The organism is Acinetobacter sp. CIP 102637 (assembly GCF_000368425.1).
GTDB lineage: Bacteria > Pseudomonadota > Gammaproteobacteria > Pseudomonadales > Moraxellaceae > Acinetobacter > Acinetobacter parvus.
On the sequence record NZ_KB849435.1, the window covers coordinates 764,268 to 786,967 of the forward strand.

A 22,700-nucleotide genomic window follows, 5' to 3' on the forward strand; every position below is an offset into this window, starting at 1 on the left:
TAGATGCAAGTTGGACAACACTAAGAACCATGCTTAAGTATAAATGCGAGAACGCAGGGGTATGGTATGAAGAAGTCAATGAAGCGTATACCACCCAAACGTGTTCGTGCTGTGGCTCACGCTGTAGTAGTCCGAAAGGTAGGACAGGTCTTGGAATAAGAGAATGGCAGTGCATGGAGTGCGGTACGCTCCATGATCGGGATGTAAATTCCGCACTGAATATTCTTGCGCTCGGACATGAGCGTCTCGCAGTAGGAATCCCCCTCCTTTAGGTGGGGGAGGATGTCAAGAACGTAAAGACGAGATTGAGCACAAATTTGGTCAGCCTTTAGAGTGGTTAAGATTAGATGCTAAGAAATCATCTCGGATTGAGTTTATTTTGAATACCGATGGTCATAATCAGGACTTATGGCAAAGTCATATCGCATGGCATTTGGAACATATACAAAAGCTTGAGCAAGCCTTTAAGCCATATATGAATGAAGCGTATCAAGTGATTAAGTAAGAAAACATAGATCTAAAAATTTAAAATTGAGGGTAGGTTGTGTCAGAATCACAAGCGTTGATTAAAGTAGCAGTGTGCAATGTGGCACAGTTGCTTCGTGGTGGAAATATTCAGGTTCAAGACCAAGCAGATATACAAGGTAAATTGAAGATACCTGAATATCAGCGACCATATATTTGGAATGCAGAACAACTGGATCAACTCATTACTGATATTGAAGAGCATCAGAAAAAATCGAAACGCAGTGCTTACTACTTAGGCAGTATTATCTTACATGCCAAAGATACAGAGTTGAATATTATTGATGGTCAGCAAAGGTTGACCAGTTTAACGTTATTTGGCTACTTGAATGAACAACTGCAAGATGTCACTTTAAGCTATCACTCGAATGTGAGTGTTGAGCATATCCGACGCAATTTAGCCTATCTACACTCGATTAAAGATAAATGGGAAAAAACTATTGATCTTGAAAAGGTTGTTATTTCATTGGTGGTTACAACATCAGAAGACGATGCTTATAAATTCTTTGAAACGCAAAATACAGGCGGTGTTCGCTTATCTGGTATCGATATTATTAAGGCATATCATCTTCGTGCGATTAATTCAGAACAACAAAAGAAACACCAAACGTTTTATGCCAAAAAATGGGAAAGCTTGGGGGAGTTTTCTGAGACGGTATGGAGATTATTATTAGGGCGCTATTGGAATGTTCTTAACTTCAGAGACATCCCTTACTATAAAAACAAAGTCGCAATTAAAAATGCCATTATTGAAGAATTTTCAAAGAATACCCAAAAAGGTACAGAAGATATTGCTTATAGCCAAATCAGCACAGAGTATAACCCTGTCAATCGCTCCTCACAGATCAGCACGCCGAACAGTTACCATTTCAGACAACCATTAAATGCAGGGATTAATACCATTTCATACTTAGAATACTACAATCAGTTGTATTTAAAGTATTACCAAAACTTGGATGTAGCGTATCTAGCAGAGTATTACCAATTTACAAAGTGGTTAAAACAGCTAAAAGGATGTCATTTTTTAGCAGAGTTATATGCCATTGGCATCATGCTATATGTAAGCAAATTTGGTGAATACAAATTAGATATTTTTGCGAAAAAGTTTTTCCGTGTGGCCTATTCACCAAGAGCAACGAATAAGACTAGAGTACAAGCGGAGAGCGTACCTAAACTGCTCAAAGAGAATCAATTATTAGATCATTTGGTGATGGCTTATCGACCCGAAGATTCTTTTAAACATTTAGATAGTTTGAATTTTGTGGTTACGGAGTATGATCTGGATGAGACTAAAAAGTCCCTCAAAAAAACCTTTATTCAAGAAACTATAAAGCACTTTGAACTGAATTTGAAAAACGAAGAAATACAACAGGGCTTTTTCGAACAGCTAACGCAGAAAATAAAGAATTTGGGGTAAGAAATGAATCAGTGTGTAGATACAGAATTATTGACGCTTCAACGTGTCGTAGAGCAAAAATATCAATTCATTATCCCGAGTTACCAACGCCCTTATGTTTGGACAAGCGATGAAATAAAACGACTATTAGAAGATATTCATTCAGCATATATACTTGAAGAACCTCATTATTATGTGGGAAGTACCCTGACGGCTCGAAGAAACATCGTATTAGGAAATGAAAATGTTGATGTACTCGAGTTGATTGATGGACAACAACGAACGACGACTCTGATGCTATTTTCTCTAGCTTGTATGAGCTTAACAGAAAAAATAACGCATCCAATACTAGGTGTCGCGAGTATTCAAAAACAACCAAGATTACATTTTGAAATTAGAGAAAATGTACAAGCTTTTTTGCAAGAACATTCTGGATTGGCCAAGGTTACGGCAAAGCATGTATTCAATGCCCAAGAAGATGAATATCTCGAAAAAATTGAACAAGGCTTAGTTGTTATTCGTCAGTATTTAGAATCACTGAAAAATCAAGGTGTTTTAATTGGATATCTAGATTATGTTTACCACCATGTGACTTGGGTAAACAACATCGTCCCTACTGATACAGATTTGAATAAGATATTTAGCAGTATGAATACAGCAGGTGTTCAGTTAGAGCCTGTAGACTTGGTAAAAGCAAAAATCTTTAAAAAGATAAATACAGATAAAGTCCTTTATAGTGAAATATGGGATATCTGCCAAAATATGAATCAATATTTTGAACGATTACTCAAAGGGAAAATCAGCATAGAAAGTTGGCGAAAATTGAGCTTTGCTGATTTAGTCAAATATCAGCCATCAAAAATGGCTTTCCTCTGCTTGCGAATTTTATCTGATGTGGAACAGCTAGATCTTTCAATTTCTAAGATATTTGATGATTTTAAATCACACATCAATAATGAAAATATCAGCTTTAAGAAAGAGATTCAGCCGGTAGTAAAAAGCTTAGGAAATGAAGAAATTAATTATACTTTTCGTTCTTTTTTAAGTTTTGACTTATTGCTGATTCATGCCTTAAGAATTTATAAAATTCAAGCAAACTTAGGTACAGATATTCAGCAACGAATGACAGGCGCAAAACTTCAAGAAATCTTTGATGATTTTTTAGAAGAAGCAGATGAAGTTCATATTAAGGCATTTATACAGACCTTATGGCAAGTTCGTTATTTGTTTGATCGCTTTGCGGTAAGATGGATAGAAGATGAAGAGAGTCGATCAGAGGAGCTAGTATTAACCTATATATCAGCACTTGATAAAAATGACTCCTATCCAAGATCAAAACAGGAGTATTCGGCACTACAGCAATTGCAAAGCGTTTGTATTTTCACAACTGACCGTAATGCACATTATTGGCTGACGCCATATTTAATGGAACTAGTAAAAGTCTTTGAACAGCGTGGTGAAAAGGCTTGTGATGAGGAAGCATTGAGCATTCTTGAAAAAATTGACAATACACTTTCTTTAACAACGCAGACTCAGAAACAAGCAAGTTATTTGTTGGCCCAAGGGGTAGAAGTTGCAAAGGACTCTTTTGATAATATCAAAGCAAATTTAAATACTCCTCAAGGCACTGGATTTAAACATTATTGGTTTCAGAAACTTGAATACACATTATGGAAAGCCATCAAGTTCGATAATTTGATGCAATGTCGTGATCAAAAACAGTTTAAAGGCTATCGTATTAGCTCCAAGAATTCGATTGAACATATACATCCACAGAATGAAAAATATAGCTTAGGGTTAGACGACCAATATTTGCATGCTTTTGGCAATTTGGCATTGCTCAGTCCGAGTCAAAATTCGGAATATAGTAATAAACCTATTCGTGTCAAAAGAGCTGATTTCTATGAAAAACCTGTTTATGATTCATTAAAACTAAAGAATTTATTTGATCGTATAGATAGTGATAGCAAAGAACTGGACATCAAGACGATTATTGAACATCAGCAGGATATGCTGAATGTATTGCAACAGCATTATAAAGATAAGGGTGTGACATGGTCAGTTTAACCAATGAACGTGCATTAGAAATGGCAATTGAAAAAGCCCTAACTGGAACATGCCTTGAAAATGTTAAAGCAGGTTTAACCGATATTTCTCTACCTCATCATGGCTTTGTATCGGGTTCACCTGCAAATTTTGACATGTTGTATGCCTTAGATACCCAATATTTCTGGCAGTTCTTAGAACAAACACAAGCTGATGAACTGGCAAAGATTCAAAAATTTAATCCACACGATTGGCAACGTAAAATCTATGAACGCTTTGATCGAATGATCCGTAAGCATGGGGTGATTCATCTACTGAAAAAAGGTCTCGCCGTAGATCAAGCGCATTTTCAGTTGATGTACCCAGCGCCGTTGGCAAGTAGTTCTCAGAAGATTAAAGACCGATTCAAGCAGAACATTTTCAGTGTGACTCGCCAATTACGTTACTCAAAAGCCAATCCATTACAAGAAATTGATATGGTGGTATTCGTAAATGGTATTCCGATTATTACTTTTGAATTAAAGAATGAATGGACAGGGCAAAATGCTCGTCATCATGGTCAAAAGCAATATAAACAAGATCGTGATATCACACAGCCATTATTGAGCTTTGCACGTTGTATCGTGCATATGGCTGTCGATACTGATGAAGTCTATATGACCACGAAGCTTGCTGGGGCGAATACCTTCTTTTTACCCTTCAACAAGGGACATAATGCAGGTGCTGGAAATCCGCCAAACGAAGAGCGGCATAAAACGGCATATCTTTGGAAAGAGCTACTTTCTAAAGAGAGTTTGGCAAATATCATTCAGCATTTTGTTCGACTAGATGGTGATGAGAAAACCTTATTAGATAAAAGGAATCTCTATTTCCCTCGTTATCATCAGCTCAGCGTGGTACGCCGTCTCATTCATGATGTTTCAACCAAAGGGGTGGGGCAAACTTACCTCATTCAGCATTCGGCAGGTTCAGGTAAGTCAAACTCGATTACATGGGCAGCATTTCAGTTGATTGAAGCCTACCCAGTAGAAAAAGACATTGCAGGAAGCCGAGGGCTAGAACATCCCTTATTTGATTCAGTGATTGTGGTGACGGATCGCCGTATTCTGGATAAACAGCTTAAAGAGAACATCAAGGAATTCTCAGAAGTTAAGAATATTATGGCACATGCCCATAAGTCTTCAGAGCTGAAATCTGCTTTAGAAAATGGCAAAAAGATTATTATTACTACGATTCAAAAATTCCCTTTTATTATTGATGGAATTGCAGACTTAAGTGAAAAGCGTTTTGCTGTGATCATTGATGAGGCGCATAGCTCTCAATCGGGTGTTGCACATGACAAAATGAATGAAGTCATGGGTAAAGCCAATGAAGACAGTGATGGTGTAGATGCTCAAGATAAAATCTTAAGTGCGACGTTGGCACGTAAGATGAAAGGCAATGCATCCTATTTTGCTTTTACTGCAACGCCGAAGAACACGACTTTAGAAAAGTTTGGTGAAAAGCAAGCTGATGGTTCTTTTAAACCTTTTGATCTGTATTCGATGAAACAGGCGATTGAAGAAGGGTTTATTCTAGATGTCTTGTCCAATTACACGACATATAAGAGCTTCTATGAAATTGAGAAGTCGATTCTAGACAATCCATTATTCGATACTAAAAAAGCGCAGAAAACCTTACGAAGCTATGTGGAGAAAACACAACAGACCATTGATATCAAAGCTGAAGTAATGTTGGATCATTTCATTCAACATGTGGTAAATACCAAGAAATTAAAAGGCAAGGCCAAAGGGATGATTGTGACTCAAAATATTGAGTCTGCAATCCGTTATTACAAAGCGATTGACCGACTGCTTGAGCAAGCAGGATATCCATTTAAAGCCATCATTGCTTTCTCTGGTGAGAAGAAAGTAGATGGTATTGAATATTCAGAAGCGATTCTCAATGGATTCTCTGATAATGACACTAAAGATATGTTCGATCGTGGCTATGTGGGTGACAAGAAGCCTGTAGGCGTGAATGAAGATCAGTATCGCTTACTGATTGTTGCCAATAAATACCTCACTGGATTCGATCAACCAAAGCTTTGCACGATGTACGTTGATAAAAAGTTGGCGGACGTCCTGTGCGTTCAGGCACTTTCTCGTTTAAACCGTTCTGCCCCTAAATTGGGTAAGAGAACAGAAGATCTATTTGTGCTTGATTTCTTCAATGAAATAGAAGATATCAAACAATCATTTGATCGTTTCTACACGTCGACTACGTTGTCACAAGCGACCGATATTAATGTACTCAACGAACTAAAAGATGAGCTAGATACTGTTGGAGTATATGAATCATCGGAAGTCGAAGACTTTGCCACAAAATATTTTGATTCAGTAGATGCAGAAAAATTAAGTCCAATTATTGATACTGCCGTTGCACGTTTTGATGCTGAGTTAGAGCTTAGCGCTGAAGATAAAGCTGATTTCAAGATCAAGGCAAAGCAGTTTGTGAAGATTTACGGACAGATGGCTTCAATTTTGCCATACGAGGTTGCAGCTTGGGAAAAGTTATATTGGTTCTTAAAATTCTTGATTCCTAAACTCAAAATTGAAGATCCAGAAGCAGATGCTTTAGACGAGTTGTTAAATTCAGTTGATTTAAACTCCTATGGTTTACAACGTAAAAAACTGAATGAGCAAATTGAGTTAGATGCTGAAGAAACAGTTCTAGATCCGACAAACTCGAATCCTCGTGGTGCTCATGGCGGTGAAACTGAAGAAGACCCATTAGATGAAATCATTAAAACGTTTAATGAACGTTGGTTTGGTGGTTGGGCTGCAACGCCTGAGGAGCAAAAAGTAAAATTTGTAAATATCTTAAAACAGATCAAGGAACATGCTGATTTTGAAAGCAAGTATCTGAATAATCCTGATCCGCATACCAAAGATTTGGCTTTTGACAAGATTATGAATGAAGTGATGTTACGTCAAAGAAAGATCGATATGGATATGTACAAGCATTATTCAAAAGATACTGCATTTAGAATGTCATGGAAATATAGTTTGCAACAGGGTGTTATGAGGTAATTCTTAAAATATGAGTTAAATAATGAAAATTAACCTATCTAAGCGACACTTTATGACGCCTTTAGGTTTGTATAGGTCATTGAATCGATTATATTATTTAATTTGAAGCAGGGAATAATAATGGGGGCATTATGGAGTTGTTAGCATCTGATATATTAGGGGAGCAATTGAGTGCTAGACATATTCTTAAGCGAATTTTTGAGTCGCGTAAACTTACTGAGCCAACAAGTCATCCCCTGTATAGCTATCATATTACCCTAGAAGAATATCAAGACCTAAAGCGTACGCTGAGATATAGCCAACAAGATCAAAAAAGCCATAAACCTGGTCGTGAATGGTGTGCAGTTTTTACACTATTTGTTTCGGAATGGTTTCGTCGAGAATATAAGAGTGGTTGGAGTTGGGGGCCTGTATATGATGAACTGGGCTTTCAACCTTTGGATGATATTCGCTATGTGGTTCAGCAAGGCTTAGAGGGTTTTTGGAAGCGTCCGATCCTTAAATTTGAAGGTTCAAATCATACCAACTATCTTGGTTCTGCATTTAAAGAAGGGGGATTCCCTTCAAATCTTTTAATGGAAAAAGGCAATCATTATCAGACTGTATTTAAACGTATTGTGGCGCAGTTTAGTCACTATAGACATTATAACCCTGAAATAAATGACCAACTGATTCAAGCTTATACTCGTTATCTGCCACAGGCATTCAAGGAGCATGAAACGCGAGTGCTTATTTCAGACATGGCAGAACATCTTGTTCATTTGGTTGAAACGCATCAATTAGACAATACAGATAATCCAGCAGCTTATTTATCTAACAATTTCCCGAAGTGGAGGGAAGCATTTCCTCTACCATTAGAAAGTAGTGTAGCGGAGCAGTTTTTAAATCAGTTACTGGTTACTTCTAGTACTGAATTGAAGCAAATGAAGACAAAACAGGATGCTTTATCCTGTGCGAGTTTTTTTAACCGCAATTCTAATCAAATCTTAACTGAAGTTTTCCTACCAAATTCCTTAGAAATTACTTTGGAGGACGTTAAAGGGATTCCTCCTCGAGTAGAAATTGTATTGTATGAAGCACATGAACCCTTAGCAAAACTTGGCACAGCCACGTTTATGGCAAGGCCTGAGGCTAAGAAGCCAGTGAATATACGTATAGGTGCACAAACGCGTATTATCACTAGGAAGAATTATCAACATGGATTGATTCTGGCACTACAAAATAAAGATCAAATTCTTTATCAAAAAGAATTACCTCAAACTTGTTTAGAAATCGGTAGTGTTCCTGTTGCATTTGCACAGGATGAAGGAGAGCTTTGTCCATTTATTGGGCAGGCTTCATTCAAGACAGCAGAATCGGAAATTATTTTACTCTTACCGCCATCATATCAATTTACTTCTCAGGACTGTGTCACTGGGCATTTGTCGAATGCTTTTGGCCAGCATGTTTACAAGGTAAAAGGTGATATTGAAATTATTGGAGATAATCAAGAGCAATATCAGATTCAATGCTCTAAATATCACGAAAAATCAGAACTTGTAGATCTTTTTGGTACGAAGTTTACTTGGCCTACGGTACCTTCGTTGGCTTTTTTAGGAAGACCTAAGGCACGTTATATAGAAACGGGTTTGCAGTCAAAAAATGATAGTTTAGCTATTTATGCAGAACAAAAGCTTTTAACTCATCATGTAGGTTCTAGTGGATATGGTGTAAAGACTTTAACTATTAAAAATACCGCACAAAATGTGGTATTGCGGCGTAAAGTTGTAATTTTTCCTGAAGACCTAAAAATTGAATTGTTGGCAGGAGATACCCCTAATGAAGCAGATATTCGTCTTCTAACCAAAAGTAATATCATTTGTTTAGGAATCACTGCTGATCATCAAGCAGTGAGCTTTAAGGCGCGTAAACTGAATGATGATATACATGGGCAATATGGTTATGAATATCATCTAAAATGCAATGAGCATCCACCTGAAAATATCAAACTTAATTTGATGCTGAATTTGGGAGATCAAGTAGATTTATTACTACCATTTCCGTCACATGGTGCAACGCTCTATAACGGGAATCACCAGCCGATTAAACAAAAAATATTAACTGTAGATGATTTGCTCGGTTCAAGATTATGTCTATATGCACCAGAAAATAAGCCAACCAATTTTCGGATGACAATCAGGCTAAAAAGTAGTCATATCCGTGATATTGATGCCCCTTACTTCAACTGGAAGTTTTTGGTGAGTGGAAAACCACATCAAGAATCACTTATTCATTATCGAGCTGAAATAGAAGAATTATTGGCATTAACAAAAGATTTAGATGCACGGATTATTCTCGAAGTCACTGGTGGGAAACAAGCTTTAAATTATCAGATTAAACATTATCAAACCGAGTTTGAAATAGATGAACAAGGTCATTATTTTTTAAGTGGTCTGAATCTTTCAGGTTCACAAGTGGTTGATCCAGTCATCATGGTTTTAAACCAACCTGAACAGGCCGTTTTACCACTCGAACCAGTTACAACTGAAGGTGTTGAAACAGGTAAGTATAAATTACCAAGATTGAGCAATGTGGGTCCATGTTTAATTATTCCTAGAGATGAAAGAACAATTAAATTTAGACCGAAATTCATAGCGCAACAGATAAAAGAAGATTCATTGTCTTTTGAAACTGCGGATACCTTACATACTGCCGTACGTGATTATCATCCAACATTTAACCCAAATAGTATCGCAGATTACTTAGAACTTATGGCGAGTGATTTGCAAAACTCTGGATGGTTGTATCTTTACCACTTATATTCAAAATATAACCATCTACCGTTGGTCACATTTCAAGTGTGGAAGGATTTAGTACGAAATCCATCATGTTTGGCATTGGCGATATGGTTACTGGATTTCGAACATGATATTTATCAACGCTTTGAGCGAGAGTTTGATTTAGTATGGGAATTAATTCCTAGTGAAGCTTGGAAAAATGCAATATCTAAAACTTTTGAACTCTATGTGAGTCAAGGTATCCCTGAGGCCATTGTTAAAAAAACGCTGAAAGCGAGATATGCAAATTTATCTCAAGACATTTCAACGTTAAATCCAGGTTTAGAAGCTTATTATTTTGATGAGCCAGTTTTAAATGGACTAACCTCTAATCAGTTGAATAACATTGTTAACGGTCATTATCTTCAGAATTTATTGAGATATCAGCCTGAAGGTGAATTGTGGCCAACGTGGTTCCAGCAAGAACTCACCGCATGGATCGAAAAAGATAACCTAAATCTTCCATTAAAACCTATGGTCAGTTTGCCACAGCATGCATCAGTTATTCTTTTGCCAATTTATCTTGCGCTAAAAAATGTAGGTCTAACCAGTTTTGTGCTTGAAGATAAATCAAATAGTTTAACTCATCATAAGATTCGTCAGATCCGTGATTTTGACCAGTCTTGGTTTAACTCAATTTTTGAAATAACAACATCTTATTTATTAAATTTAAAGGCTTACTAATATGCAACCTTATTATTCCGATTTATTAGAACAAGCATGTCAGCGTACAAAAGAATCAACGTTAAGCGTATTAGGGATCAACGATCCTGAGTTAAGAGAACACCTTGCTGAACAAATGTCTCAGCTTCCGGGAAGCAAATTTTCATTTTTAGCTCCACCTGTTTTTGAGCATACTTTTGCTTGGAAACAAGCACCTGTGACGATGACAGAATTAAGTGGAAAATTATTAGCGAAGTCAGTTGTAAGTGCTTTGGATTCGCAGAGTAATGGTCGCTATCGCTTTGGGGCAGAATTTAAGCCTTTTGAACATCAACTAAAAAGTTGGAAAAACTTATTAGCGGATAAAAAATCAATTGTTGTCACATCTGGTACAGGTTCAGGTAAAACAGAATGTTTTATGGTACCAATTCTGAATGATTTATTTGAATTAAGCGAAAATATCAATGCGCCGTTGGAAGGTGTGCATGCTCTATTCTTATATCCGCTTAATGCGTTGATTAATTCTCAGGAGGAGCGCTTAAGTGCTTGGACTCAGCACTTCGGTGGGAAGTTACGATACTGTTTGTATAACGGGAATACACCTGAATCAGAGAGTTCAAAAAGAACATTGCAAAAGGAGCGTCCTTATCAAGTCTTAACACGAGAATTGATGAGGAAAAGCCCTGCTCCAATCTTGGTGACCAACGGGACGATGTTGGAATATATTATGGTGCGTCAAATTGATGCACCGATTATTGAAAAATCTAGAGCAAAGAAAAGCCTGCGTTGGATTGTTTTAGATGAAGCTCATAGCTATGTTGGATCACAGGCAGCAGAGCTTGCCTTGCAGTTACGACGTGTTTTAGAGGCCTTTGGTGTTGAGGCCAAAGATGTAAGATTTGTCGCAACTTCTGCAACCATTGCTGACAGTAATGCAGAACAACAATTAAAGACCTATTTATCTCAGTTGGCTGGTATTGAGGAAAGTCAAATCGAAGTGATAGGTGGCCAGCGTGCAGTCCCACAATTAAAACTTGAAACGAATCACAATAAACTCAGTTTAAAAGAATTATCTGAAATTGAGAGTGATTTAGAAGTTAGTGCTAAACGTTTTGAAGCATTAGAATCGAATCAAACAGCACGAGCAATTCGGGAAATCATTGTTCAACAAGGTAGAGAAAGTTATAAGCCATTAACATCTTTGGAAATTAAAGAAAAATTAAATGCCGACTATGCTATTTCAGTGGATCAAGTCGAAATTATTGCTTGGATTGACTTACTAACAAATACAAAAGCACAAGAAAAAGAAGAGGCTTTCCTAAAAGTACGAGCTCACTTCTTACAAAGAATTACGCATGGCTTGTGGAGTTGTATTAATCCTCATTGTAATCAAAAAGAGGGTACAGCATTAAAAAAATGGCCATACGGTAATGTATATGCGACGTGTGAACAAAAGTGTAAATGTGAATCACCAGTCTTGGAGCTGACATTTTGTAAAGAATGTAATTCACCACATTTATTAGGGCAACTCGTTGACGCTAATGATGGTATTCGTCAGCTTAAACAAGTTGGGGAAGTCAAAATTGATGAGTTTTCGCTGCTAACTGAAGAAGATGAAATTGAAGAAGCCGACATTAATAATAGCTCGAACAAGTTAATAGATTACAATCAATCAATATTGCTAAGTGTAAATGATAACGGGGAGATGCTGAATCTAGATCGTGGAGGCTTTGAAAAATATCCAGGGGAAGAGGAATTCAATCTTTTTGCGACATCAAATAAATGCCACTACTGTGAGCTAGAGACGCAAGAAGGTTATTTGCCTGTAAATAGAAGCATTCTTGGTGCACCTTTTTATGTTACTAAAGCAATCCCGACTATTTTAGAATTTTGTCCTGATATTACGATTAAAGAGTTAGAAGAAAATGGTGTTACGAACATTTCACCTCAAAGCTTACCTTCATTTGGACGTCGTTTAATTACATTTACGGATAGTCGCCAAGGCACCGCAAGAATGTCCGTACAGATGCAACAGGAGGCACAGCGTTCACGATTAAGGGGTGCTGTGGTGGAAATGTTAAAAAAAATACCTGATCTATCGGGTGGGGAGATGTCTCGAGAGGAAATTGAGGAGCAAATTGAACAAATAAAACATGATCCAAAGATGAAGATGTTTCTGACATTGCTTCAACAGGAACTATTGAAATTAGACACCTCAGACGAAAGTTCGATTTCATGGAAAGAGATGATCGAGAAGCTTACAGCTTTATCCGATTTTAACTTTTCAATACTGAACGCAATGAAGTATTACTCTCCGGAAGTTTTTGGAGATCAAACTGAAGGGTCACATAGATTGATCTCAATGTTATTGTTGAGTGAATTTAGCAGACGTCCACGTAATCGAAATAGTACTGAAACGTTGGGATTAGTAAAAGTTGGTTATAGTGGTTTAGAAAAAGTTACCAGTGTTCCTTTATATTGGGAATCTAAAGGCCTTAACTTACAAGACTGGAAGGACTTTTTAAAAGTCGTTCTAGATTTCTATGTGCGAGAGTATTACTACATTCATATAGATAGAAGTATTTCAAATTGGATGGGGAGGAAAATTGTTACAAAACGACTATTTGGACCTGATTCAAAATTAACAGAAGATAAAATTAGTAAACAATGGCCTTTAGCTTCTAAGCGAAAGAATAATCGTTTAGTGAAACTATTAGCATTAGGTGGGCAATTAGATTTAAATGCTCCAATTGATATAGATATCGCCGATGAATGGCTAAAATGCGCTTGGAAAGTTTTGACTCAAGATATAGCTATTTTAGAAAGTGATAATGGTCAATTTTTTATTAGACCACAAAAGTTCAAATTTTCATTGAATGAACACGTATTTATTTGTCCCGTCACTCATAGATTAATTGATACTACCTTCAAAGGTATTACGCCATATCTACCGACGGGTATTCCAAAGAGTAAAGAGGCTTTCATTTGTCAAAAGACAAAAATGCCGAATTTGAAGGTGTTTAGTTCCAATAAAGATCATCATGACAACATTCAATACATCCGTGAATTAATTGCTAATGATGAGACAATTAAGGAGCTACGCTCTTTAAATTTGTGGAATGATCTTTGTGATCGAATTATTGAAGGTGGCATGTATTATCGAGTTGCAGAACATTCGGCACAGCAAGCAAGTGAGCGATTACAAGACTACGAAAAGCGATTTAAATCAGGCGAAGTGAATGTAATGAACTGTTCAACTACTATGGAAATGGGGGTTGATATTGGCGGTATTTCAGCAGTGGTGATGAATAACGTACCACCACATCCTGCAAACTATCTGCAACGTGCGGGTCGTGCGGGTCGTAGTAAAGAATCTAGAGCACTTTCTTACACAATCTGTAAGTCAAATCCACATGATCAACAAGTATTTCATAACCCTAAATGGGCTTTTGAGACCAGTATTCCGGCACCTTATGTCGCTTTAAACTCTAAGAGATTGATCCAAAGGCATGTCAATTCCATGTATCTCTCTTTCTTTTTAAAAAATGAGATTGGAAATACAGATGCTGAGAAAACTAAATTAAATTTGAAGTGGTTTTATTTAGCAAATGGTGACGAAGATATTTCTGTTTGCAATCGATTTATTAATTGGTTAAAAGCCAATATTTATACATATTCTTATGCGCTAGAAAAATTAATCAAAGGTACCGATTTATCTTTTGATTCCGTTGAAAGTATTTTAGGGAACACTATCCAAAAAATCACTGAAATGCGTGATCAATGGTTAAGAGAATACCTGCGACTAGAAACACAGATGAGTGAGGCAGTGAAAGGTAGTGCTTACGCTTATAGATTAAGTATTGAAATGCGTAGACTCAGTGATGAATATTTATTAAGAGAACTTGCTGCTAAATGCTTTCTACCAGGGTATGGCTTCCCAACTGATATTGCATCATTTGAAACGACCAATGTCATTGACTACATACGTCAAAAGCAAGATAGAGATGCTGAAAAGCAACGAAAGTCTAGAGAAGATAATGTGTCTTTATTACGTGATATGCCAAGTCGAAATTTAGCTGTCGCTATTCGAGAATATGCGCCGGGTTCAGAAATTGTATTGGATGGAAGGGTTTTTAAATCCAAAGGGATATCATTAGCTTGGCATAATATTCATAGTTCTGATGCAAAAGAAGCACAGAAATTTGATTTGGCATGGCGCTGTGTACATTGCGGTCAAAATGGATTTAATACAGATAGTGCAGTCGATATTAATAATGTTTACTGTGATAATCCAAGTTGCGGTGAAAAAATTCGCATAAATGAGCAACGTAAAGTTCTGCAGCCAACTGGTTTCGTTCATGATTTTTATGAAGAACCTAGTAACGATGTAACAACACAAACTTTCATACCTGTCCAAACCCCTTGGATCGCTGGAAAGGGGGCAAGATTAAGCTTGCCGAATAGTGCCTTAGGATTTATGGTTGCCGATACATCGGGGCATGTATTTAATTATAGTTCAGGTTTATATGGGCATGGTTATGCTGTGTGCCTTGAATGTGGTCGAGCAGAATCCCAAAAGGAAAAGGAAAAATTTCCATTGTCGCTTTCACCAGAGCAGAAACATTATCCATTAAAACCATCTAAACATGATCGAGAAAATGGGCAAAGAAAGTTCTGTGAAGGCAGTGAGCGTTTAATCAAAGATTTACATCTAGGTAGCTATATGACTACAGATATCTTTGAATTGGTGTTACATCACCCTGAACGTAATGAATATCTTACAGATAGTAAAGAAAATGAAAGTATAGCATTTACTTTGGCTGTGGCTTTCAGAAAAGCATTAGCGAAAAAGTTAGGTATCTCAGCTAATGAATTGGGATATGGCAAGCGCCCAATATTATTAGATGGTAATCATCAGATTACAGCTATTCAGGTGTATGACGTCATTAGTGGTGGAGCAGGATTTGCGAGTTCAGCCCCTCGTCACATTGAGTCGTTATTATCTAGTATGGTCGATGAGCTTGAATGTCCGAAACATTGTGAGTCTGTATGTGCTCATTGTCTTTTAGATTCACAGTCACGACATCATTACAGTTTGTTAAATCGTCATGATGCTAAAAAGTGGTTAGGTGCAAACTATAAAAACTTTATTTCTACTGAAGAATTATCATTCTTCTCTGGAGCACAATATTGGCCATATAGCTTGAAAGAATGCATCGAATATCATGTTTCATTAGGGGCTAAGAAACTAATGTTGAATTGGGGTGGAGTTTCTGATAGTTGGGAGTTGTTATCTGCTAGTGTTAAAAAAACAATTGCTAGATGGGCAGAGGATTCAAATTTAGAAATCGATATTTCTGTACCCCAAACTATCATAGGTTCTAAAGCATATTTGGCTGAGCTGAAATTTTTACAAACACACTTCAATGTACAATTTGTTGAAGGTGACAATATTCATCAATCTATTGTGGCACAACTACATTTGACAGATCGTATTGTTACAGTTGTTAGTCCAGATATGAATAGTCGTATACCAAATGAAGAGTGGTTGAATACAAATGCGATAGTTGGAGTTAGTGAAACTTATAAGTTGATGAATGAGAAAGTCATAACACTACCAACTTTAGTAGAAAAAGATCAAAGCTCGATTGTGGGATTAGATCTTCTTGATCAATTGAATGTTGATTTATGTAGTTTTGGTCGTAAATTCTGGAATTTGGTTGCTGAAAGTACTAGTGGGTTCGGAGAAATTTGCCGGAATGAAACTATAAAAAGTATCGAGTATTCAGATCGTTATATCAAGTCAGCTAGCAATATGTTGTTAATTGTTAGTTGGTTAAAGGGGCTTGAGGATCAAGTTGGAAATATTGGTCAGTTGAAGATTAAGACAGTTATTTCTGATGATGAGACAAAAGATTTACCAACGATCCTTCATCATGATTACCATAGTGTGAAACAATTTGAGAAGGTTTTTGAAAAACTATTAACTGATAATTTAGATATATCCCAAAAAGAAATAGATTTAATGACCTATGATAATGGTAAGGCTCTGTATCACAAGCGAAATTTAACTATAACTTTTGAGTCGGGGACTATATTTGATATTCAGCTCGATCAGGGGCTTGGCTATTGGAGATTATTTGAGAGTCATAAATTGTCACAACGAAATGTCTATTTTAATGCCCAAAAGGACTTCATAAGTGTTGCGAATGGACTTACAGATTTACAGAAGTTTTTAGTTGTTAAAAATGGTGAGCAGAATCCAACGAACATTTATGTCAAAAAGAGAGAGGGTGATTTAGTTGTAGCTGTTTCAATATAATAATGTGTGAAAAGTTTACGATTAAAAATACAAGTGATGTTTTATTACTTTAGATTGGCTATTTAAATTGAATAGCATTTCCATAGATGTGAAATAAATAATTTCAATTAACTGTGTCGTATATACAGAAAATGAGAGGGAAAATGAGACCAATTGGCTTAGACCGTAAATCTAAAGATTACTTAGATACTTTAAACATCGACCCTCATTATTTTGAAGAGCGTTTCATACCTATCGAAAAATTAATAAAAGCGAATCTTGCATTTAAGACGAAACTTGAAAACTTTAAACAATTTATTGATTGTTTAAGCGCAGATCGATGCTTTGCCTTATGGATTGGGGAAACAGAAGATTTAATCATACAATCTGAAGCGTGTTTGCAAAAATTTGCACATGATGAAATCATAGAACAACAATTTGTGGAAGAACATGTTGCTTTGGCAGATCGAATATTCGAGTTAGCCAAAGCACGGGTTTATGAAGGACATTGGGAATATGGGGTTTCAAGTGCTGTAGATCGGCAATTTGATGATCTTACCGAATTATGTAGACGTATCTGGTCAAAAGAAAATAAAGCTTGGGTTAAATTGGCTAAGGCATGGAAAAGTTGTAACTCAAGGGTAATATGATTGGGCTAGCGATCAAAACAATTGCCCATTTCATTATTCTAATGACTCCCGCTGCTTAATTATGTGTAATTAATTTACCCTTTAATTAGCTTATAGATCATCGTTCACAAATAATGATGATCTATAAAAAGAAAATAAGGTTTAAAAAATTCTGTTGGTCACATCAGTTCAGAAAATAATAAAGCCTCTTCCTTTCTAAAATTTTCAATCGCTTGATCGAGTTGATTAAACTGCTGTTCATTGAGTGTGAGATATTGAATATTTTAATGTGGTTCCGTTAATTAGACCACTCAATTCAGTTTTATAAGTGATAAATCCGCTCTAAATATTTAAATTATGCTGCCATTACTTTTAGTAAATGTTGATCATAAAATTCATTTGGTGTTGCCTTATTCAAACTTGAATGAGGACGTATCATGTTATAAAAATCCAAATATTCAGCAATTGATTGTTTCGCTTGTTTAACCGTATCGTAAGCCTTCAAATAGACTTCCTCATGCTTCACGCTGCGCCATAACCGCTCAATCATCACATTATCTCTCCACCGTCCTTTCCCATCCATACTGATACGGATATTTCGCAATTTTAACTCATTCAAAAATGCCTCGCTTGTGAATTGACTGCCTTGGTCTGTATAGTCAAACTACTTTATTATCCGTACAGGATTCTAAAAAAAACTCGAAATAATTCATCGACTGATTTGTATTGGTTTATAATGATTTGACTATATTGAACACCTCAGGACAACCATATTTCACAATTGCTTCTTGCAACGCATCTATGCAAAAGTCTGTTTCCATACTGATCGATATACGATGAGCCAGTACTTTACGACTATGCCAATCTATAATTGCACACAGATAGACAAAGCCTTTAGCCATAGGAATGTATGTGATATCTGTACACCAGACTTGATTAGAGTGATCGATGACCATGTTTTTCAACAGATATGGGAAAATACGGTGTGCAAGATTAGGCTTACTGGTATTGGGTTTTGGATACAAGGCATGTATTCCCATCAAGCGCATTAAACGTCGGACTTTACGCCGACCTATTTGATGCCCTTGACGCTGTAGCATATCTCGTATCATTCGACTGCCCATAAATGGGTAGTCGAGATGAATTTCATCGATCAGGCGCATCAAACTCAAATCAGTTGATGAAATCTCTTTGGGCTTGTAATACAACGTACTGCGATTGATTTGAATCAATTGCGATTGTTGTCGTACCGAAAGTTGATGGGTCTTATCGATCATTTTTTGCCGCTCAGCTGCCCTATTTTTCTGAGCGCACCTTCTAAAAAATCGATTTGCAATGCCTGATGTCCTATCTTGGCATGTAGAGCTTTGAGGTCAATCTCAGGTTCTTGTTGTGCTGTTGGTCGTGAAAAAATATTGATTGATTGCTCAAGCAGTTGATTTTTCCAATCAATTATTTGGTTTTGATGTAAATCGAATTGAGTAGAAAGTTCAGCGAGTGTGTGGTCGCCTTTAATTGCTGCGAGAGCAACTTTAACTTTAAACTCTGCTGAATGATTACGACGTTTTCTTCGTGTCATGGTTGACTCCAAAAACAAGCATTTCCCATGCTTATTGGGGAGTAGATTATCACTTATAGACGTGGTCTAAAATCCTAGAACCACATCATTTTGATTGGTATTAATTCTTTCCCAAACATTTGGCTGCATGTTTAAGCGCTGCTGGTGATCTAGCTTCAAACGTACAGTTGTTCCAGTGTTTAAAGGCAAATTAATATGTGTATCATCCGCTTTCCACACGTGTTCAATATCTTCTACAGAAAATACCGTTAAATCTTCTAAGAATGGAACAAAGCTGCGTGGAAAATAAATATTGGTCGGTAAGTCTTTAAATAAAGGGCCAATTTGATTTAGGCTGAAATTGGCAAACCCACAGCCAATCTCAGTGAGATAGAACTCAAGATGAGGATTGCTTTTGGCATATTGCTTAAAGTTATTGATATAGTTTTGGATAAGATTTAAATCGGTAATCCCCCCTAAAAATAATAGGATCTAAAAGTAGAATTTTCTCTTAAGATACGAGCAGGAGATTCTGCATGAAAACATCTAAATTTACTGACAGTAAGATCATGTCCATCTTGAAACAGGTAGAATCTGGCACACCTGTAGCGACCCTTTGCCGTGAACACGGCATGAGTAATGCTACCTTTTATAAATGGCGTGCCAAATATGGTGGTATGGATACATCATTAATGGCTCGACTGAAAGAGCTAGAAGCCGAAAATACCAGACTTAAAAAGATGTATGCGGAAGAGCGATTAAAGGCCGAAATCATCCAGGAAGCGATGGCAAAAAAGTGGTAAAGCCATCTTGCTGGCGTAAGATGGCACAACAGGCAGTTGCCCAGCATGCCATTAGTATTCGTTTGGCTTGTAAAGCATTTGGCATTAGTGAAACCTGCTACCGCTATCAAGCCAAACTCAGCGATGACAATGCACTCATTGCTGAACAGCTCATTGAACTCACTGAGGAAAATTCCGACTGGGGCTTTGGTTTGTGCTTCTCGTATTTACGGCATGTTGAGAGTTACTGCTGGAATCACAAGCGGGTTTACCGCATTTACTGTGAGTTGGCACTGAATCTGCGTATTAAACCGAGAAGAAGACTAAAACGGCATGCGCCTGAACCATTGAAAGAACCAATCCGAGAAAATCAGGTTTGGTCATTAGATTTTATGCATGATCAGCTTTCCGATGGTCGCAAGTTTCGATTATTGAATGTGATTGATGATTACCGCCGCGAAGGCCTAGCCATTGAAGCAGGGTTCTCATTGCCCACAATCAGGGTTATTCGTACGTTGAATCAATTGCTGGAGTGGAGAGAAAAACCGTTAGTGATCCGATGCGATAATGGTCCCGAATTTATCAGTCACGAATTTGTGCGCTGGGCTACTGAGCACGGTATTCGTATTGAATATATTCAACCGGGTAAGCCACAGCAGAATGCGTATATTGAACGCTATAATCGGACCATACGTTATAGTTGGCTGAGCAAGCATTTATTTGATACTTTGGATGAAGTACAAGATTATGCAACAAACTGGTTGTGGCATTACAACCATGAAAGACCACATCAAGCTAACAAAGGAAAGCCACCTCTAATGGCTGCTTAACCTCTACTTTTAACTTCGGTTATTTATGGGAGGATTACCGAGTAAGTTATGAAATTAATCCTTATAAACCAAACAACTTTAATTCGCTTATCGTGAGGAAAAAAATATGGGTGTACATCAAACTAAAAAAACTGTTCAGGATTTAGATATTATCAATCAACTGATATTGGGCGATACTTCTAATGAAAAATCAGGAATCTATATCCTTCCAGTCTTCACCTGTAAAGTCGAAATCGCAGCTGCTTTATTTGGCTTAAAATATACGTTTGAACAACTGGGTCTGCATTATTCAAATGCTAATGAAAAAGAAAATGGACAATTGTTTTTTGGGGTGAAACAACCCAAGGATTGTGAAGATTCAGTCTTTAATCAAAATATTCTAAAAATTTGTCACCACTTCCAAATCACATCGAAATGTCTAGTCAGCATTCAAGATGATGACGCCGATATTAAACTTGATGTCAATGAAGAAGCTTCACAAACAACCGTTAAAGTAAAAGATGCCGCAGAATGGTTAATGACTTTATTCTGGGAGAAATTTCAAAATGAATCTCTAGAAACATTTGCTATCACTCCGGCAAATGAATATGTAGCCGTAGCTGAACCACAAACCAATATGGGCAGAATGGCAAGGAAGTTGAAAGCTGATCAGATTGTAAAAGAATTAGATTTAACCCAGATAAATTTGCCTAATGGGACGACATAAATTGACGTAATAGCTATGATTGAACTTTACTTATTTGCAGTAATTGATTAATATAATTGAATAAAATTTGATTAAATATAAAGGGAACATCATATCGCTACTTTAGAAAAAGCAATTTCCTTCGCAGCTGAACGGCATTTGGGTCAAATAGATAAAGCAGGGCAACCCTACATCCATCACCCCTTGCGTGTAATGCAAAATACACAACATCCTGATGCCAAAATTGTCGCTGTTTTGCATGATATTTTGGAAGATACAGCAACATCGGTAAGTGATTTAAGATCACTAGGGTTTGATGAAAATATTATTCATGCAGTTTTAGCCGTCACAAAACAAGATGGTGAAAGTCGTTTTCAGGCAGTGCAAAGAACAGTAAAAAATCCGATTGCTTGCGAAGTTAAACTTGCAGATTTACGTGACAATATGGATTTATCGCGCCTGCCCAAAATATCTGCCAAAGATTTGATTCGCTATAAACAATATCAAAAGGTTCAGAAAATACTAAAAGAGGCTTATGCAATTCATCAGCATATAAATACTTTAGATCTGGATTCTGAATATCCAGAGTTTGAATACGGCAGTATGCAGTTTAATTTTCAATATCTACTGAATGTTCTATTTGATCAATTACATCCAATGGGTGGAAACCAAATTGGTAGTCCTCAGGAATGGTGGATTATATTCGAAGATGCAAGTGAGTATTTTGCCTACTGTAAGCGTAAAAAATTAAAACCTTTTCTAAAACATTTTATTCAATTATTTAATACGACTGATCGTGATTTTTTCGATAGCTCATTTCAAACAGCACAAACTCAAGATCTCTTGATGAAGATCTACAATAATATTCTTGGTTATCATTTTACGAAGGATATCGTATGATTTTGAAAGAGGACTTAATGATTGATGGATTGCACTACATACTCAAATTTGATCATTATAGTTTTTCCTTTTCTTTAAATAGACCACTCCGTGCCAGAGTCCAGATCAATTACCGTAAACATCCTGAATTAGCCCTATTTAGAGATGATCCCATATATGAAGATATCAACTTGAATTTACCTGCCATGAAAGTTTTTAATGCGATTAGTCAGAGAGTTGAGGAGCTTATTTATAAGCATGGGATTCATTATTGGTCTTTTAGTGCGACCTCAACTAAAAAAGCGAATGTCTACGAAAAACTTTTAAAGCGATGGATGACTCGGAACACCATGGCTTTTAAATATGATCGTGTGGGAAATGATTTTTATGTATATGTAGAGAACAATTTTAATGAGTAACATTGCCAAAATATAGAGAATCTGATTCTGAACCGTACCGGGATTGTCGGAGACTTTTTATTTAAGTTAGGCCACCTGACCTAATAGGTTAATCTTATCA

10 protein-coding genes and 3 pseudogenes are annotated in these 22,700 nt (G+C 36.7%); 12 read left to right on the plus strand and 1 reads right to left on the minus strand.

Annotation, left to right across the window (positions count from 1 at the left end; genetic code table 11):
* From F967_RS13700 to F967_RS06675, 8 genes and pseudogenes are all read left to right on the plus strand, one after another.
* Nucleotides 1–272: zinc ribbon domain-containing protein (locus F967_RS13700; RefSeq protein WP_155756417.1), on the plus strand; the 272-nt coding region annotated here is incomplete at its 5' end.
* A gap of 26 nt (nt 273–298) precedes the next feature.
* Nucleotides 299–505: pseudogene (locus F967_RS13705) on the plus strand (DUF4268 domain-containing protein); the annotation flags it as partial.
* Nucleotides 506–544: 39 nt separating this feature from the next.
* Entirely contained in the window at nt 545–1,942 is a 1,398-nt protein-coding gene (locus F967_RS06650) for a DUF262 domain-containing protein (RefSeq protein ID WP_004798973.1), read from the plus strand.
* 3 nt (nt 1,943–1,945) lie between these two features.
* Nucleotides 1,946–3,988 (plus strand): DUF262 domain-containing protein, encoded by a 2,043-nt coding sequence (locus F967_RS06655; protein WP_004798975.1) that lies wholly within the window; start codon nt 1,946–1,948, stop codon nt 3,986–3,988.
* On the plus strand, nt 3,976–7,038 hold the full coding sequence (locus F967_RS06660) for a type I restriction endonuclease subunit R (RefSeq protein WP_004798977.1): 3,063 nt from the start codon (nt 3,976–3,978) through the stop codon (nt 7,036–7,038). The genes F967_RS06655 and F967_RS06660 overlap by 13 nt, the downstream gene beginning before the upstream one ends.
* A 131-nt stretch (nt 7,039–7,169) precedes the next feature.
* On the plus strand, nt 7,170–10,538 hold the full coding sequence (locus F967_RS06665; protein WP_004798978.1) for an STY4851/ECs_5259 family protein: 3,369 nt from the start codon (nt 7,170–7,172) through the stop codon (nt 10,536–10,538).
* Nucleotide 10,539: 1 nt separating this feature from the next.
* A complete protein-coding gene (locus tag F967_RS06670; RefSeq protein ID WP_004798980.1) occupies nt 10,540–16,839 on the plus strand; it encodes a DEAD/DEAH box helicase in 6,300 nt (2,099 codons plus the stop codon).
* Nucleotides 16,840–16,982: 143 nt separating this feature from the next.
* Complete coding sequence (locus tag F967_RS06675; protein WP_004798982.1) at nt 16,983–17,468, plus strand: hypothetical protein; 486 nt, start codon at nt 16,983–16,985, stop codon at nt 17,466–17,468.
* A 334-nt stretch (nt 17,469–17,802) separates the two neighbouring features.
* On the opposite strand, the pseudogene F967_RS13710 reads toward F967_RS06675, so the two are convergent.
* Nucleotides 17,803–19,026, minus strand: a pseudogene (locus tag F967_RS13710) (IS3 family transposase).
* A 515-nt stretch (nt 19,027–19,541) separates the two neighbouring features.
* Here F967_RS13710 and F967_RS06705 point away from each other — a divergent pair.
* The 4 genes and pseudogenes from F967_RS06705 to F967_RS06725 all read left to right on the plus strand — a co-directional run bounded on the left by F967_RS06705 (nt 19,542) and on the right by F967_RS06725 (nt 22,600).
* Nucleotides 19,542–20,617 (plus strand): IS3 family transposase gene (locus F967_RS06705; RefSeq protein ID WP_155756403.1). Its coding sequence is split into 2 segments (ribosomal slippage): nt 19,542–19,794 and nt 19,794–20,617, totalling 1,077 coding nucleotides; the frame shifts between segments, so codons are not numbered across the junction.
* 106 nt (nt 20,618–20,723) lie between these two features.
* Nucleotides 20,724–21,323, plus strand: coding sequence for a hypothetical protein (locus F967_RS14505; protein WP_004798994.1), 600 nt, complete (start codon nt 20,724–20,726; stop codon nt 21,321–21,323).
* A 93-nt stretch (nt 21,324–21,416) separates the two neighbouring features.
* Nucleotides 21,417–21,827: pseudogene (locus F967_RS14510) on the plus strand (guanosine-3',5'-bis(diphosphate) 3'-pyrophosphohydrolase); the annotation flags it as partial.
* Between the two features lie 371 nt (nt 21,828–22,198).
* Nucleotides 22,199–22,600, plus strand: coding sequence for a hypothetical protein (locus F967_RS06725; protein ID WP_004798999.1), 402 nt, complete (start codon nt 22,199–22,201; stop codon nt 22,598–22,600).
* Nucleotides 22,601–22,700: the final 100 nt, after the last annotated feature.